The organism is Microbacterium longlingense (genome assembly GCF_058349825.2).
Genome location: NZ_JBYRJA020000001.1, coordinates 293,203 through 308,591, shown reverse-complemented (window position 1 = coordinate 308,591; position 15,389 = coordinate 293,203). Strand labels below are relative to the sequence as shown.

General features: G+C 70.8%; 13 protein-coding genes, 1 pseudogene and 1 riboswitch. Of the genes and pseudogenes, 4 read left to right on the top strand and 10 right to left on the bottom strand.

What is annotated here, in order from left to right:
• Positions 1-11: 11 nt before the first annotated feature.
• Positions 12-1,217, bottom strand: coding sequence for a trans-sulfuration enzyme family protein (locus tag AC3RXY_RS01465; RefSeq protein ID WP_491509099.1), 1,206 nt, complete (start codon positions 1,215-1,217; stop codon positions 12-14).
• Between the two features lie 113 nt (positions 1,218-1,330).
• Here AC3RXY_RS01465 and AC3RXY_RS01460 point away from each other — a divergent pair, with 113 nt between their 5' ends.
• Entirely contained in the window at positions 1,331-1,813 is a 483-nt protein-coding gene (locus AC3RXY_RS01460; protein ID WP_491509098.1) for an Lrp/AsnC family transcriptional regulator, read from the top strand.
• Positions 1,814-1,834: 21 nt separating this feature from the next.
• On the opposite strand, the gene AC3RXY_RS01455 is transcribed toward AC3RXY_RS01460, so the two are convergent.
• Genes AC3RXY_RS01455 through AC3RXY_RS01445 form a run of 3 tightly spaced genes read right to left on the bottom strand, consistent with a single transcriptional unit; the run spans position 1,835 to position 3,958 of the window.
• Positions 1,835-2,236: an NUDIX hydrolase gene (locus AC3RXY_RS01455; RefSeq protein ID WP_491509097.1), complete on the bottom strand. Its 402-nt coding sequence runs from the start codon at positions 2,234-2,236 to the stop codon at positions 1,835-1,837.
• Positions 2,229-3,587 (bottom strand): FAD-binding oxidoreductase, encoded by a 1,359-nt coding sequence (locus AC3RXY_RS01450; protein ID WP_491509096.1) that lies wholly within the window; start codon positions 3,585-3,587, stop codon positions 2,229-2,231. The genes AC3RXY_RS01455 and AC3RXY_RS01450 overlap by 8 nt, the downstream gene beginning before the upstream one ends.
• Positions 3,584-3,958 carry a YrdB family protein gene (locus AC3RXY_RS01445; protein WP_491509095.1) on the bottom strand — a complete coding sequence of 125 codons (375 nt, stop codon included), beginning with the start codon at positions 3,956-3,958 and terminating at the stop codon, positions 3,584-3,586. Before AC3RXY_RS01445 ends, AC3RXY_RS01450 begins: the two co-directional genes overlap by 4 nt.
• A 719-nt stretch (positions 3,959-4,677) precedes the next feature.
• Between AC3RXY_RS01445 and AC3RXY_RS01440 the strand changes: the two genes are divergently transcribed.
• Positions 4,678-5,364: a pentapeptide repeat-containing protein gene (locus AC3RXY_RS01440; RefSeq protein WP_491509397.1), complete on the top strand. Its 687-nt coding sequence runs from the start codon at positions 4,678-4,680 to the stop codon at positions 5,362-5,364.
• 211 nt (positions 5,365-5,575) lie between these two features.
• Here AC3RXY_RS01440 and AC3RXY_RS01435 read toward each other — a convergent pair.
• A pseudogene (locus AC3RXY_RS01435) lies at positions 5,576-6,223 on the bottom strand (sigma-70 family RNA polymerase sigma factor); the annotation flags it as partial.
• Positions 6,224-6,761: 538 nt separating this feature from the next.
• Positions 6,762-8,288 (bottom strand): beta-N-acetylhexosaminidase, encoded by a 1,527-nt coding sequence (locus AC3RXY_RS01430; protein WP_491509094.1) that lies wholly within the window; start codon positions 8,286-8,288, stop codon positions 6,762-6,764.
• A 108-nt stretch (positions 8,289-8,396) separates the two neighbouring features.
• A riboswitch (ZMP/ZTP riboswitch) is annotated at positions 8,397-8,479 on the top strand.
• A gap of 37 nt (positions 8,480-8,516) precedes the next feature.
• On the opposite strand from AC3RXY_RS01430, the gene glyA reads away from it, so the two are divergent.
• Complete coding sequence (gene glyA, locus AC3RXY_RS01425) at positions 8,517-9,791, top strand: serine hydroxymethyltransferase (protein ID WP_491509093.1); 1,275 nt, start codon at positions 8,517-8,519, stop codon at positions 9,789-9,791.
• Between the two features lie 108 nt (positions 9,792-9,899).
• Complete coding sequence (locus AC3RXY_RS01420; protein ID WP_491509396.1) at positions 9,900-10,781, top strand: bifunctional methylenetetrahydrofolate dehydrogenase/methenyltetrahydrofolate cyclohydrolase; 882 nt, start codon at positions 9,900-9,902, stop codon at positions 10,779-10,781.
• A 22-nt stretch (positions 10,782-10,803) separates the two neighbouring features.
• Here the strand turns inward: AC3RXY_RS01420 and AC3RXY_RS01415 are convergent, their stop codons facing one another.
• From AC3RXY_RS01415 to AC3RXY_RS01400, 4 genes are all read right to left on the bottom strand, one after another.
• Positions 10,804-11,268 (bottom strand): hypothetical protein, encoded by a 465-nt coding sequence (locus AC3RXY_RS01415; RefSeq protein ID WP_491509092.1) that lies wholly within the window; start codon positions 11,266-11,268, stop codon positions 10,804-10,806.
• 65 nt (positions 11,269-11,333) lie between these two features.
• The gene (locus tag AC3RXY_RS01410) at positions 11,334-12,068 is read right to left on the bottom strand and encodes a DUF6882 domain-containing protein (protein ID WP_491509091.1); all 735 of its coding nucleotides are present in this window, start codon (positions 12,066-12,068) and stop codon (positions 11,334-11,336) included.
• 140 nt (positions 12,069-12,208) lie between these two features.
• Positions 12,209-13,147, bottom strand: coding sequence for an NUDIX hydrolase (locus tag AC3RXY_RS01405; RefSeq protein WP_491509090.1), 939 nt, complete (start codon positions 13,145-13,147; stop codon positions 12,209-12,211).
• Entirely contained in the window at positions 13,144-15,306 is a 2,163-nt protein-coding gene (locus AC3RXY_RS01400; protein ID WP_491509089.1) for an RNA degradosome polyphosphate kinase, read from the bottom strand. The genes AC3RXY_RS01405 and AC3RXY_RS01400 overlap by 4 nt, the downstream gene beginning before the upstream one ends.
• Positions 15,307-15,389: the final 83 nt, after the last annotated feature.

Below are 15,389 nucleotides of genomic sequence, written 5' to 3'. Positions count from 1 at the left end.
CAGCCTGTCCCTCAGTCCAGCGCGCGGGCGAGATCTGCGATCAGGTCGTCGACGTCCTCGAGGCCGATCGACAGGCGCAGCACGCCGGCGTCGGGCTTGGCCTCCGCGGCGACCGGCCGGTGGGTCAGGGCCGCGGGGTTCTGGATGAGCGAGTCGACGCCGCCGAGGGACACGGCGTGGGTGAACAGCTGCGTGGCATTGGTCACCCGCAGGGCGGCTTCGTAGCCGCCGCGCAGGCGCACCGACACCATCGCGCCGGTGCCGCGCATCTGTCGGCCGATGACGCCCAGCGGGTCGCCGTCGCGTCCGGGGTAGAAGACCTCGTCGACCGCCGGGTGCTCCGCGAGCCAGTCCGCGATACGAGCGGCCGAGGCCTGCTGGGCGCGGACGCGCAGCGGGAGGGTGGTCAATCCGCGGTGCAGGAGGTACGCGGCAAGGGGGTGCAGGATCGAGCCGGTGATCGCCCGCACCGGGCGCAGGAGCTCCGCATGCGCCGATGAGCACGCGATCACCCCGCCGACGACGTCGCCGTGACCGCCGAGGTACTTGGTCGCGCTGTGCAGCACGAGCGAGGCGCCGTGGTCGAGCGGGTTCTGGAGCACGGGGGTCGCGAAGGTGTTGTCGACGAGGAGTGGCACGTCGCCCGCCTGCGCGGCGACCGCGGCGATGTCCACGATCTCCAGGGTCGGGTTGGCCGGGGTCTCCACGATCACGAGACCGGTGTCGGGGCGGAGGGAGGCGGCAACCTCGTCAGGGGCGCAGAAGGTGACGGTGGTACCGAGGATCCCCGAGGCGAGGATGTGATCGGTGCCGCCGTAGAGGGGCCGGACGGCGACGACGTGGGGCTTGCGGGCCGCGGTGGTGAAGGCCATCAGCGCAGCGGTCGTGGCCGCCATGCCGGAGGCGAACGCGACCGCGTCTGCCGCGTGCTCGAGGCGTGCCAGCGCGGCCTCGAATCGGGCGACGGTCGGATTCCAGAGGCGCGCATAGACGGCGCTCCCGCCGTCGGGCATCGTCCCGCCGGTCGCCAGGGCCTCATAGGAGTCTCCACCGACCTCGATGTCGGGCAGGGGATAGGTCGTCGAGAGATCGAGGGGGAGCGCGTGCACGCCGAGGCCGGTGAGGTCTTCCCGCCCGGCGTGGACGGCGACGGTGTCGAACCGCAGTCCTGCCTGTTGCGCGGCATCCGGGACGGCATCGAGGAACAGTGCATTCATGTCCCGCAGTGTGGTGGATACTGCAGCAGAAAGAAATGATGCTTGCTGATATCCCCGTCAGATAGCCTTATTTTGAAGAACATCACAGAAACGGCGGGGAGAGTGCGGTCCGAGTGAAGCATTCGCGAGGCGCGCAGGAGAGCCTGGACGAGGTCGATTTCGCGATCATCCGGGCCCTCAGCCATGATCCCGGCCGCAGCAACCGCGCGCTCGCCGCGGCGCTCGGGATCGCGGAGTCGACGTGTGCCTACCGCCTGCGCCGGCTGCGCGAGACGGGGGTGATCGGCGGGGCGCGTCTCGAGGTCGATCACGCGCGACTGGGCTATCCCCTCAAAGCTGTCGTCATCGTCTCGCTCGCCCGGCACACCCGTGAGGTGGTCGACGAGTTCATGCAGAACATGCGGACGCGTGCCAACGTGCTCAGCGTGATGAATCTGACGGGGCGGTTCGACTTCATGGTCACCGTCGCCGTGGCCGATGCGGAGGAGCTGCGCACGTTCGTGCTCGACCACGTCACGACGCTGCCCTTCGTGCGGGCCACCGAGACGCACATCGCGTTCCGCGTGGAGGACGGCAGCTGGGTGCCAGGGGCGTAGCCCGGCGAGATGCCGCTCGGCTCAGGCGGTCGGCCAGGCGAGGGGCAGCAGGTGATCGACGCTCAGGGGCGCGAGCGGCAGGGCGGCGGCGTCCGCCGGGGTGATCCACCGCAGCTCGTCGAGCTCCGCCTGCGCACGCACGCTCGCCGGGTCGACCACGAGCGAGAACGCCGTGGCGACCACGCGATGACCCGGTTCGTTCGCGGCGTCCGAGACGAACGTGCCCAGCGCGTGCAGCGCCGTCACCGGCACGCGCAGGCCGAGCTCCTCCTCGAGCTCGCGCACGAGAGTCTCGACCGGCGTCTCCCCGGTCTCCGGCTTCCCGCCGGGTTGCATGAAGCGTTGCGTCCCGCGCTTGCGCACCACGAGCGCGCGCCCGTCGGCATCGGTGACCACTGCCGCGCTCACATGGATGTCAGGCATCGAACACCTTTCCGGGGTTGAGGATGCCGAGCGGATCGAACACCCGCCGGATCTGTCGTTGCAGCTCCCACTGGTCGTCGCCGAGCTCCTCCGCGAGCCACCGCTTCTTGAGCACGCCGATGCCGTGCTCTCCGGTCAGGGTGCCTCCCAGGCGCAGCGCGGAGCGGAACAGGTCGGCAGCGGCCTCCCACACCTCGTCCGGCACGTCCGGTCCGTCGACGATGAAGTTCGGGTGCAGGTTGCCGTCGCCGGCGTGCGCGACCGTCGGGATCGCCAGGCCGTGCTCCTGCTCGATCCGCGCGATCTCGTCGAACATCGCCGGCAGCGCGCTGCGGGGCACGGCGACGTCCTCGATGAGAGAGGTCCCCAGTGCGGCCAGAGCCGGGTGGACCGAACGCCGGATGCGCAGCAGCCGATCGCTCTCCTCCGGATCGTGGGAGAGAGCCACCTGGCCTCCGGACCCGCGCAGGACGGCGGCGATCAGGTCTGCCTCGTCCGGGGCCGCCGGCCCATCGGTCTGGATCGTCAGCTGAGCGGCGCCCTGGTCCGGTGCGTCGAGGTCGAGCAGCGCGTGCACGGCGCCGAGGCTCCGCGCGTCCATGAGCTCCATGATGGCGGGCTGCAGGCCGGCCGCGGTGACCGCAGCCGATGCGGCGGCGGCTTCGCGGACCCCGGGGAAGACGGCGTTGATCGTGCACACCGCACCCGGCACGAGCCGGCGGAGCTTCAACGTCGCCCCCACGATCACCCCGAGCGTGCCCTCTGAGCCGATCACGAGCGAGGTGAGGTCGAGCCCGGTCACGCCCTTGACGCTCCGGTGGCCCAGCCGCAGCAGCCGCCCGTCGGCGAGGACGAGGTCGACGCCCAGGACGGCGTCCCGGACGACACCGTACTTGGCGCACAGGAGACCGCCGGCGCCGGTGGCGATGTTGCCGCCCACCGTCGAGATCTCGCGGCTCGCGGGGTCTGGTGCCCACCACACGCCGTGCTCGGCGAGGTGGTGGTTGAGGTCGGCGTTGAGGATGCCGGGCTCGACCACGGCGAGGAGATCGTCCGGGCGCACCTCGAGCACGCGCGTCATCCGTCTGGTGGAGAGCACGACCTCGCCCGGGCCGGCGTTGGCACCGCCCGCGAGGCCGGTGCCGGCGCCGCGGGTGACCACCGGGGTCCGGCTGGCCGTGGCGATGCGCAGCGTGCGCTGGACGTCCGCCACGCTCTCAGCGTGCACGATCGCGAGCGGAGCACCGCCCGATGCGTGACCGGATTCGTCGCGTCGCGCGGCCTCGAGCGCGTCCGGTGTCGTGTCGACCCGGTCGCCGAGCTCCGCGCGGAGGCGTTCGACGACGCTCATGCCAGGCGGCGGCGGCCGGACACGAGACCGGCCGCGATGGCGACGACGGCGAAGCCGAGGCCGATCCACGCGTGCCCCATCGACCACCAAGCGATGGTGACCCCGGCGTAGATGAGCAGTTCGAGGGCGGCGCGCACGAACGGATGCACGTAGAGCACGGGCCGGGGCGAGAGGAACAGCGCCCACACCAGGAGGGTCACCGCGGGGACCCCGATCGCGGCCACGATGCTCCAGGGTGTCTCCCACGCACCCAGGCCCCACAGGGCGAGCGAGGCGAGCGCGACGATCAGAATCAGCACGCGAACGATCTCGAGCGCGCTCGCGGGGCGCGGGGCTGCGGTGTCGCCGGACGGCGAGGAAGCGGTTGCCATGCCCCCAGTCTACGAGGGGGCACGTCTCCGAGGAGGCGCGTCGCGACCGGTCGTGCCCTACGGAGCAGCGTCCTCCGTGACGGGGTCGGCCTCGGGGTGCGCGGCAGGGGCCACGGCGAGGACGAGACCGGTGTCCGGCTCCGCGTTCACGGCGTCGTCCGTCTCCGTCTCGGCGGAGTCGATGTCGTCCGGCGCGGTGTCCGTCGCCTCGGGCTCCGGCGCGGCCTCTGTCGCGGCATCGTCCGGGACGGCGGGCTGCTCCTCGGGGTCGGCTGGTGACGACTCTGGTCCCTCTGGCTCGGGCGCCGGGTCTTCCGGCTCCGGGTCGACAGCACCGGGGTCGACAGCACCCGGGTCGACAGCACCGGGGTCGAGCGGGGCGCAGACGTCCGCCGGGAGCAGGGCTCCGAGGGTGGTGTCCGCACCGCCGGTGTCGCCCAGGATTCCGTCGAACACGTAGCGCACGTGCACCGGGACGGTGGTCAGATCCTCGGAGGCGGCGAAGGAGCCGGCCACGGAGACGATCGCCCGCCCGTCGAAGCCCAGGATGGCCCAGGTCGGCTCTCCGTCTCCGACGGCGACGGAGACGAGCCGCAGCGGGTCGCCCTCGACACTCACCGAGATGTCGCGGATGCTGCCCTGCTGGTCGTCCTCGATGACGCACTCTGCCGAGATCGACGTGAACTGCAGGGTGCTCACCTCGACGCCGGGGCCGGGGTATTCGCCGCCCTGGTTGCCGCCGGGGTTCTCGCCTCCGGGGTTCTCGCCTCCGGGGTTCTCGCCTCCGGGGTTCTCGCCTCCGGGGTTCTCGCCGCCGGGGTTCTCGCCTCCGGGGTTCTCGCCTCCGGGGTTCTCTCCTCCGGGGTATTCGCCGCCCTGGTTGCCGCCGGGGTCCTCGCCGCCCGGCTCTGTGCCGGGCTCGGGGGCGGGCTCGGGTGCCGGAGCCTCGGGAACAGGCTCGACGACCGGAGGCTGCACCGGCGGCACGGGGCGCTCCGGCGGGATCGAGATGGTCGGCGATGTGGTCGGTGTGCGGCGGACGTTTTCGCGCGGACGCTCGTCCTCCCGCGGCGTCGTCGACGGAGGATTGGCCACGGGGCTGCCGGGAACGGGAGCGGGGCGCACCGACGTCGGGTCCGGCGCGATATCGGCGGCGACCGGTGGGGCGCCTGCTGCCGACGCCGCCGATGCCGCATAGGGGGCGCTCGGTGTTCCCGGGGGGAACAGCGCAGAGGGCACCACGACGGCTGCCGCGACGGCGACCCCGACCGCCGCTGCCGCGGCACCGATGGTCACTCCGAGCGTGCTGGTGGTCGTGCCGACCACGGCGGATCCCCCGACGCCGGATCCGGCAGCACCAGAGCCGCCGGCTCCGGAGCCGCCCGCGCCGATGCCGGTTCCGATGAGTCCGGACAGGGCCGTCCCCCCGGCGAGAACAGCGTCGGTCGCGAGATCTGCGGGCATCGCAGCCAGCGCGATGGCGGGTGCCGCGGCGCCCTGGGCGACCGATGCGAGGTAGGTGCTGGCCGCGGCCGTGCCGACGGTGAGCGGCAGGAGCACGAAGGCGAGGCGGTGCGAGACATGCGTGGCCTCGGCGTTGACGCTGCGGCAGCCCTCGCACTCCGCGAGGTGCGACTCGACCTTGCGGGTATCGCGGGCGCCGAGCGTGCTGCGCGAGTACGCTGCCAGGCGTTCCACGGTCCAGGTGCATGCCGGGTCGGTGGCGAGGCTCGACAGATGACCCTGCACCCAGGCGTCGCGCAGGCCCTCCCGCGCGCGGAACGCCAGCTGCGAGACGGCGTTGGTGGTCATGCCCAGCAGTGGCGCGATCTGAGCCGGCTTCATCTGCTCGATCTCGCTGTACCAGAGCACCTCCTGCCAGCGGGAGGGGAGACTGAGGAACGCCTGCGCGGTGATGCCGCGTTCCAGCGCGGCATCCGCCGCCGACTCCGGGGTGTCGTGGTCGATCACATCGTGATCCTCGACCGTGTCCTCGCGCGACGCTCGGCCCCAGGCCGCGGCAGTGTTGCGGATGCTGGCGAAGAGATACGACCGGAAGCCAGCCGTCGGGCCGGCGCCCTTGCGGATCGCCTGGTAGATGCGGGCGAAGGCCTCTTGCACGAGGTCTTCCGCATCGAAAGCGGTGGTCACCGAGCGGGCCATCCGGATCCCGGCACGATAGTGACGCTGCCAGAGCTCGGCGAACGCCTCGGCGTCACCGGACCGTGAGCGCAGGACGAGATCCGTGTCGCCGCGGTCGGGCATGCCGGTCGGTGCGGCGCTGTCGTGGGTGATCGTCATGGTCGTGTGGCCTCCGGGTCAGCAGGCACGGGGTGCACGGGGGCACTCCATTGTGTCCTGTTCGGATGGATCCGACCACCCCAGGGTCGGAATCGGGTCAGAAATCGGACCGTTCTGGGCCGGCTCGGCTCGCGTCGGCCGGCGGGCCCGGCTGCGCTCGGCCGTTCTCGCCGAGCGGCCGGGAGGACGATCTCGAAAGAATTCGACGATGTCGCGTAAGGAATCACGAGAACCCTGATCTTCTCTTGTGGGTGCGCGATGCCGAGCCGGGGGGCTTCGGAGTCGCGGACTCGTGTCGGGGACGGCATCGAGCTCCTTGGGGGAGGAACTCGGACGCCGGCGCCGTGCACGTCCTGGCCGGAGGGCCTGGGCATCCACGCATGGTCCTGGACCATCGGAGCCCGGGTCATCCGATCCTCAGGAGCCGCTCGGGGGAGCGGCTCCTGAGGATCCGCCGATGCGGTCGACGGCGAGGCGTCCAGCCGGTCATCGTGCACGGGCGTCACTCCGCCCACGGGATCTCTGCCGACGCGTGGAAGGCGATCCCGGCCGCGCGCCACGCGGGCGCCTGCGCCCCGACGCGCCGCCGGAAGGACTCCCAGGTGCGTTCGGTCGCCGTGTCGTGATCGGCCGCCGGAGACCACGCGATCTCCGCCTGCGCCCCGATCCGCGGGAACGCGAGGGCGTCATAGTCCGCGGGGGACGCCACCGTCTCCGTCCACAGCGCGGCTTCGACGCCGAGGATGTGCTCATCGCGGCATCCGTCGAAGATCGCCGTGGGCTCCCACTCGTACGACTCGGCCACGCTCGTGGGCCCCTTCGCCCAGGTCTGCCCGATCGGAAAGCCCTCTTCCGGTGACATGTCGAGGTAGGCGCGATCGCTGGGCGACGCGATCACACGGCCGCCGTTCGCGACGAACCGCTCGGCCACGCGGGGATGCTCGGCGCCTTCCGGCTCCGCGTAGCCCCAGTACTGCCCGATGGTGCCCGGCGCGAGGCCGTCGACGACGCCCGCTTCGTGCCAGACGACCGGAGTCTTGCCCACCGCGCGCGCGAGGGCCGTGGCCCGGCGCATGAACAGGGCGAAGTCCTCCGGCGGAGTTCCCAGCGCCTCGTCGCCGCCGATGTGCAGATACGGACCGGGAGTCATCTCGGCTATGGCCGTATAGACGTCGCGCAGGAAGGCATAGGTGCGCTCATCGCGGATGCGCAGCGACGAGTGTCCCACCGTCCAGCCGCGGTAGGGCACCCCGTTGACCGGCAGGTCCTGGCCCAGCTCGGCGGCGGTGCGCACGATCTCGTCGCTCAGCACCGGCTCCGCGACGAGATCGGGGTAGGCCAGGCTCACGCTCTGGGTGTGGCCGGGCGCGTCGATCTCGGGCACCACCGTGATGTGCCGGGCTGCTGCGTAGTCGACGATGCGGGCATAGTCGGCGGCCGTGAGGAAGCCGCCGTCGCCGAGTGTCGCGGTGCGCGAGGCGCGCTCCGCCAGCAGCGGGCGGCGGGGGATCTCGATGCGCCAGCCCTGGTCGTCGGTGAGGTGCAGATGCAGATGGTTGAGCTTGAGCACGGCCATCCGGTCGATCACGCCCGTGATCGCCGCCACGGGGAAGAAGTTGCGGGCGATGTCGAGCATCGTGCCGCGATAGCGGAAGCGCGGGGCGTCGTCGATCGCCACCCGGGGCACGACCCAGCCGTCCGCGGTCTCGCGGGCGAGCTGCGCGAGGGTCTGGATGCCGTAGAAGAGTCCTGCGTCGTCGTTGCCGACGATCTCGATGCGTTCGTCCGCCTGCAGCGTGTACCCCTCGGCGGCTCCCTTCCCGCTCGCCGCGACGCGCAGCACGATGTCGGCATCCGGTGCCGGAGCGACCTCCGGGTCGATTCCGGTGCGCCCGCTCAGTGCCCCGCGCAGGGCGGCGATCGCCGCCTGGTCTCCGGCGACACGGGCGCCGGCGAGACGGACGACCCCGTCTCCGCGCCGCACCGAGACGGGGTAGGGCACCAGCGGCAGGGGATCTGGAAGGACCATAAACAAAATCTACCCGCACGCGACCGCATCTGGCGAGCGGGAGCCGGGAGCCGGCCGCAGGGAGCGGGCATCCTCGACGAGCGGCGCCGTGGAGGGAATCGGATATGCTGGCCTCGTCGCGACTGGCGTCTGGGTGGGCTACCACCGGGGAGCGACCTGACGGGATTCGACCGCGCGCCTGGGCCGATGAGACCTTCCCGATTTCACCGTGCGAAACAGGAGTACGCCATGACCGATCCCTACTTCAACGCCCCGCTCTCCGAGGTCGACCCCGAGATCGCCGAGGTGCTCGACCGCGAGCTGCAGCGGCAGCGCACCTTCCTCGAGATGATCGCCTCGGAGAACTTCGTGCCGGTCTCTGTGCTGCAGTCGCAGGGCTCCGTGCTCACGAACAAGTACGCCGAGGGCTATCCCGGCCGCCGCTACTACGGGGGCTGTGAAGAGGTCGACGTCGCGGAGTCGCTCGCCATCGAGCGGGCGAAGAGCCTGTTCGGCGCCGAGTTCGCCAACGTCCAGCCGCACTCCGGCGCGACCGCCAACGCCGCCGTCCTGCACGCGATCGCGCGCCCCGGCGACACCCTCCTCGGCCTCTCACTCGACCAGGGCGGTCACCTCACGCACGGCATGAAGATCAACTTCTCCGGGCGCCTCTACGACATCGTCGCCTACGGTGTCGACCCGGAGACCTCGCTGATCGACATGGACGAGGTGCGCGCGCTCGCTCTGGAGCACAAGCCCAAGGTCATCATCGCGGGCTGGTCCGCGTACCCCCGCACGCTCGACTTCGCCGCGTTCCGCGAGATCGCCGACGAGGTGGGCGCCTACCTCTGGGTCGACATGGCCCACTTCGCGGGCCTCGTCGCCGCCGGTCTGTACCCCAACCCGGTGCCCCACGCTCACGTGGTCTCCTCGACGGTGCACAAGACCATCGGCGGCCCGCGCTCCGGCTTCATCCTCACCAATGACGCCGAGCTCGCCAAGAAGATCAACTCCGCGGTCTTCCCCGGCCAGCAGGGCGGCCCGCTCATGCACGTGATCGCGGCGAAGGCCACCGCGTTCAAGCTCGCCGCGACCCCGGAGTTCCAGGAGCGCCAGGAGCGCGTGGTCCGTGGCGCGGCCATCCTCGCCGACCGGCTGTCCCAGCAGGACGTCGCCGCGGCCGGCATCGGCGTGCGCTCCGGCGGCACCGACGTGCACCTCGTGCTGGTCGACCTGCGCGATGCGGAGATCGACGGCAAGCAGGCAGAAGACCTCCTGCACGACATCCACATCACCGTCAACCGCAACGCGGTGCCCAACGACCCGCGGCCGCCGATGGTGACCTCCGGCCTGCGCATCGGCACGCCGGCGCTCGCGGCCCGCGGCTTCGGCGATGCCGAGTTCACCGAGGTGGCGGACGTGATCGCGCTGGCGCTCCAGCCCGGTGCCGATCTCGACGCGCTGCGCGCCCGCGTCGACGCCCTGGCCGGGGCTTTCCCGCTGTACCCCGGCCTGCAGCAGTAACGCACCCGACTCCGCTCCGTTCGGTCCGCCGCGGAGGAGGCGTTCAGGGTGCCTGACGCCGTCCTCCGCGACGGACCGACGGGCGACACCAGCTGGAAGGAGCGCCCGATGACCGCGAAGGTCCTCGACGGCAAGGCGGCCGCGGCCGCGATCAAGGCGGAGCTGGCCGAGCGGGTCGCCGCCCTCAAAGAACGCGGGGTGACCCCGGGCATCGCCACGGTGCTCGTCGGGGCAGACCCGGCCTCGCAACTGTACGTCGGGATGAAGCACCGGCAGTCGGTCGCGATCGGGATGAACTCGATCCAGCGCGAGCTGCCCGCCGACGCCACGCAGGAGGACGTCGAGCGCCTGATCGACGAGCTCAATGCCGACCCGGCGTGCCACGGCTACATCGTGCAGCTGCCGCTGCCGAAGCATCTCGACACCGACGCGATCCTCGAGCGGATCGATCCCGCCAAGGACGCCGACGGCCTCCATCCGACCAACCTCGGCCGACTGGTGCTCAACGTCAACGGGCCCATCCACACCCCGCTGCCGTGCACCCCGCGCGGTGTCATCGAGCTGCTGCTGCGCAACGACTACGACCTCAGCGGCAAGCACGTGGTGGTGGTCGGACGCGGTGTGACGATCGGGCGCCCGATGGGCCTGCTGCTCACGCGACGTTCCGTCAACGCCACGGTCACGCAGGTGCATACCGGAACCCCCGACATGTCGCCCTACCTCCGGGAGGCCGACGTGATCGTGGCCGGTGCGGGCGTGAAGCACCTGATCCGCCCGGAGGACGTCAAGCCCGGCGCGGCTGTGCTCGATGTCGGTGTGACGAGGGAGACGGATCCGGAGACCGGCAAGAACCTCATCTTCGGCGACGTGCACCCGGATGTCGCGGAGGTGGCGGGCTTCGTGTCGCCGAATCCCGGGGGCGTCGGACCGATGACGGTCGCGCTGCTCATGACGAACGTGGTGGAAGCCGCCGAGCGCTCCTCCCGCTAGCCGCCCTGCCGCGAGTCCACCCTCACGGTGCCGGATCCACTCTGCCTCTGCGCAGACGTGCCTCGGTGGCGTCGTAGACGTCCGCAGCCTTGCCCTGCAGCACCGGTGCGAGCACGGCGTCGTAGAGCGACCACGTGAGGAACAACAGCACCGGGGGCACGACGTACCCCCAGAAGAATCCCTGGGCGCGCACGCCGCTCAGCCATACCGTCAGCAGCCAGATCACGAGATCGACCGCGAGAACCGCCGCGTACTGCACGACTCTGCCGCGCGCAGATGCTCTCTCGTCCGCGCCACGGCGGTCCAGGAACAGCCCGGCGATGCCGCGCAGCGCCGGGCGGACCAGCAGGGTCGCCGCGGTGAGGACGACCGCGGCCCACAGGGCATGCACACCGACCTGCACCCCCGGCAGGATGATGCCGATCAGCAGCAGCGCCACGACATTGAACACAGCGAGCGAGCAGAACCGGACGACGGCGTTCTTCATGTCCCCAGGCTCGCACATCCCGACGGCCGGGACGGGGGCATCCGCGGCGGGCGCCCCGACGCGCGTCAGCCGCCGAAGGAGGACGAGACGTTCGTGATGCGGGCGTACTCGTCGAAGGTGAAGGTCGCCGATCCCGTCGCGTCGTTCACCACGGCGCCGCCATAGGACTCATCGGTCCATCGCATGCTCCACCCCGCGAGACGCGCCAGATCCCAGACCGCCGTGCGAGGATCCGCCGGCGCGATCTGCGACAGCACGCGCGGAAGGGCGATCACAGCGGCCTGCACCGTGAGCGGCGGGATCGGGGCATCCAGCAGGAAGACCGCGCGCGACCCGCCGCCGATCGGGGCGGAGTAGTACGGCGATCGCCCGGTGAGCTCGATGGCGACCGCGCCCACCTCGTGGGCTGCCGCGGCGACCCACGCCTCGATCTCCTCGGCGGAGTCCGACGGGGGCGCATCGCCGGGGAAGGGCACCTCGCCCTCGCTCAGCTCGCGGATGCCGTAGGTCGTGCCGTAGTCGCGCAGCGCGGTGCTGACGCCGGCGGGGTCGCCGTACGGATTGGCCCATCCCCACAGCAGGGAGCGCGGCCCCGGCGCGATCGAGGCGATCAGATGGATACGCGAGACGAGTGTGCGCTGCGGGTCCGACTCGGCGGTGAAGGTGAGGGTGCCGGCCGTCATGTCGATGTCCCAGCGGTGCTCGCCGAGGGCGTCGGCCGCGATCGAGAGCTGGTCCTGGCGGAGAGCGGTGAACAGGGCGACGCGAGCGGCAAGGGACGCGAGGGCGGGAAAGCTCATGGATCTATCCTGGCACCTCCGTGCTCCGCGCCTCCATCCGCACCGGCATCCCGCGCACCTCGTTCGCACACGTGCGCTTTCCTCGGAGGGAACTCCGGGGTCTGCCGGAATCCACGGCACATGTGCGAGCGAGGCGCGCGCTACACCTTGGGCAGATGTGTCTCGATCGAGATGATGCCGGAGCCCGGGTTGGTCACAGACAGGTGGGCCACGGAGAACGCCGCCGGATCCAGCGCTGCGGCACTGCTGAGATATGAACCGCGCAGGGTGCCGGTGGCCAGGGCGAGCTCTTCGAGGAGAGCGGGGATCACCGGCCCGTGACTGCAGAGCACCACCGGGCGGCGCTTGCGCACGCGCTTGCCGACCACGGTGCGGACATCGGACACGCCCTCTTCCCAGGAGTCCTGGCTGATCAGCGGCTCCACGCGCGGCGAGCGTCCCAGGGCCGCCGCGAGAGGCGCGACGGTGTCCTGGCAGCGCGTCGCGTCACTCGTGACGATGCGCTGCACGCCGAAGGCGCGCAGCGGCCCGACGATCGCCTTGGCCTGCCGCGTGCCGCGCGCCGCGAGCGGCCGCGTCGCGTCCGGACCATCCCACTCCGAGCGCTGCATCGCCTTGGCGTGGCGCAGGATCACCACCGGGAACGTGCGCAGCGCTCCGTCGGCGACGAGCTTGTCGAACTCGTCGAGGATCTCCAGGTCGACCGGGTAGCTCAGCCGGGCACGCGCCTGCTTGAGCGGAACCCACTCGATCGCGGCGATCTCGCGGCCCGGCACGAATGCCGACGCTCGGATGGCCTCCTCGGTCGCCTCGGCCGCCCAGTAGTGCACGACCTTCTGCCGCTTGTTCGCCATCCGGTAGCGCGAGACGCCCACCGGGGCGCCGAGGCTGACCCGGATGCCGGTCTCCTCGAAGATCTCGCGCACGGCCGTCTCGGCGAGCATCTCGCCGGGGTCGACCTTGCCCTTGGGCAGGGTGACGTCCCGGTACTTCGTGCGATGGATGAGCAGGGTGTGGACCTTGCCGTCCACGACGCGCCAGACCACGCCGCCGGCGGCATAGACCGCAGATTCCGTCATCGGGCCGTGCGCTTCCGCCGGCGTCGCTGGATCTGATGCATGGTCCAATCCTGCAGGTCGATCAGCGGGGAACCGTCTTCGGCCAGGGCGTGGCGCACCCATCGACCCCCTTCGCCCAGATGCCAGGAGGATGTTCCGGCGTCCATCGCGAGGTCGAAGAAGCCGATCAGCTCGTCGATGTGGTCGGGATCCGTCACGCGCACGAGCGCCTCGATGCGGCGGTCGAGGTTGCGGTGCATCATGTCGGCGGAGCCGATGTAGATCTGCGTGTCGCCGTCGTTGTGGAACGCGAAGATGCGCGAGTGCTCCAGGTACCGGCCCAGGATGCTGCGCACGGTGATGTTGTCGCTCACGCCGGGAAGGTCGCTGCGGAGGCTGCAGATGCCGCGCACCCACACGTCGACCTTCACCCCGGCCTGGCTTGCGAGGTACAGCGCGTCGATGATCTGCTCATCGACCATGGAGTTGACCTTGATGCGGATGTGCGCCGGTCGTCCGGCGAGGGCGTGCTCCCGCTCGCGATCGATGTGGCGCAGCAGCCCCTTGCGCAGGTGCAGCGGGGCGACGAGGAGGCGACGGAACTTCTTCTCGATCGCGTAGCCGCTGAGCTGGTTGAACAGGCGGTTGAGGTCGCGGCCCACCTGCGGGTCCGCGGTGAACAGCCCGAGGTCTTCATAGAGGCGGCTGGTCTTGGGGTTGTAGTTGCCCGTGCCGATGTGCGAATACGAGCGCAGCACGCCGTCCTCCTCGCGGATGACGTTGACGAGCTTGCAGTGGGTCTTCAGACCGACCAGGCCGTACACGACGTGCACGCCGGCCTTCTCGAGCTTGCGCGCCCAGACGATGTTGTTCGCCTCGTCGAACCGGGCCTTGACCTCGACCAGCGCCAGCACCTGCTTGCCGGCCTCGGCGGCGTCGATGAGGGCCTGGACGATCGGGCTGTCGCCGGAGGTGCGATACAGGGTCTGCTTGATCGCGAGCACGTGCGGGTCGCGCGCGGCCTGCTCGAGGAAGGCCTGCACGCTCGTCGCGAAGGACTCGTAGGGGTGGTGGACGAGCACGTCCGACTTGCGGATCGCGGCGAAGATGTCCATCCGCTCGTTGTTGGCACCGGGCTGGAACGCCAGCGCCGTGGTGGGAACGTGCGGGGGGTAACGCAGGTCCGGCCGGTCCACGCGCAGGCTGAACAGGCCGCGCAGGTCGAGCGGGCCGGGCAGGCGGTAGACCTCCTGATCGGTGATCGCGAGCTCGCTGAGGAGCAGGTCGAGGGTCACCTCGTCCATATCGTCGGTGATCTCGAGGCGGATCGGAGGGCCGAAGCGGCGCTTGAGCAGCTCGGCCTCGAGGGCCTGGATGAGGTTCTCCGACTCGTCCTCCTCGATCTCCACGTCTTCGTTGCGGGTGAGGCGGAACGCGTGGTGGTCGAGCACCTCCATGCCGGGAAAGAGGTCTTCGAGGTGGTTCGCGATGAGGTCTTCGAGGCGTACGAAGCGCGTGCCTGCGCCGCCGGGCACGGTGACGAAGCGCGGCAGCATCGGCGGAACCTTGAGGCGCGCGAACTCCTGGCGGCCCGTGCGGGCATTGCGGATGCGGATCGCGAGGTTCAGCGAGAGTCCCGAGATGTAGGGGAACGGGTGGGCCGGATCGACGGCGAGCGGCATCAGCACCGGGAAGACATGGGCCTGGAAGTACTCCGACAGGTCGGCGCGCTCGGTGTCGGCCAGGTCGTCCCACTCGAGGATCTCGACGCCGGCCTCGGTGAGGGCCGGCTTGACCAGCGAGGTCCACGCATCCGCGTGGCGCAGCTGCAGGGCGTGAGCGGCGCCGGAGATGTCGGCGAGCACATCGCTGGGGGAGCGCCCGACGTTCGTCGGCACCGCGAGACCGGTGACGATGCGGCGCTTGAGCCCGGCGACACGCACCATGAAGAACTCGTCGAGGTTGCTGGCGAAGATCGCCAGGAAGTTCGCCCGCTCCAGGGCGGGAAGCTTGGGATCCTCGGCGAGCTCGAGCACGCGCTGGTTGAACGCGAGCCAGCTCAGCTCCCTGTCCAGATAGCGGTGCTCTGGCAGCTCGACGCCAGGAGCCTCGACGGCGTCATCGAAGTCGTCGTCCTCGGCGTCGCCGAGGCCGGAGTCGGCGAGTACGGTGTGGATCATGGGGACATTCTGTCAGCGGTGTCTGTCAGCGAGCGACGCCAGGGCCAACCCAGGATGTCGGGAAGGTTGCCGGACGGTGACGT

Coding starts and splice junctions, on each gene's coding strand:
- AC3RXY_RS01465 (WP_491509099.1), bottom strand. CDS start 1,217: ATGAATGCACTGTTCCTCGATGCCGTCCCGGATGCCGCGCAACAGGCA.
- AC3RXY_RS01415 (WP_491509092.1), bottom strand. CDS start 11,268: ATGAAGAACGCCGTCGTCCGGTTCTGCTCGCTCGCTGTGTTCAATGTC.
- AC3RXY_RS01420 (WP_491509396.1), top strand. CDS start 9,900: ATGACCGCGAAGGTCCTCGACGGCAAGGCGGCCGCGGCCGCGATCAAG.
- AC3RXY_RS01445 (WP_491509095.1), bottom strand. CDS start 3,958: ATGGCAACCGCTTCCTCGCCGTCCGGCGACACCGCAGCCCCGCGCCCC.
- AC3RXY_RS01405 (WP_491509090.1), bottom strand. CDS start 13,147: ATGACGGAATCTGCGGTCTATGCCGCCGGCGGCGTGGTCTGGCGCGTC.
- AC3RXY_RS01455 (WP_491509097.1), bottom strand. CDS start 2,236: ATGCCTGACATCCATGTGAGCGCGGCAGTGGTCACCGATGCCGACGGG.
- glyA (WP_491509093.1), top strand. CDS start 8,517: ATGACCGATCCCTACTTCAACGCCCCGCTCTCCGAGGTCGACCCCGAG.
- AC3RXY_RS01400 (WP_491509089.1), bottom strand. CDS start 15,306: ATGATCCACACCGTACTCGCCGACTCCGGCCTCGGCGACGCCGAGGAC.
- AC3RXY_RS01450 (WP_491509096.1), bottom strand. CDS start 3,587: ATGAGCGTCGTCGAACGCCTCCGCGCGGAGCTCGGCGACCGGGTCGAC.
- AC3RXY_RS01410 (WP_491509091.1), bottom strand. CDS start 12,068: ATGAGCTTTCCCGCCCTCGCGTCCCTTGCCGCTCGCGTCGCCCTGTTC.
- AC3RXY_RS01430 (WP_491509094.1), bottom strand. CDS start 8,288: ATGGTCCTTCCAGATCCCCTGCCGCTGGTGCCCTACCCCGTCTCGGTG.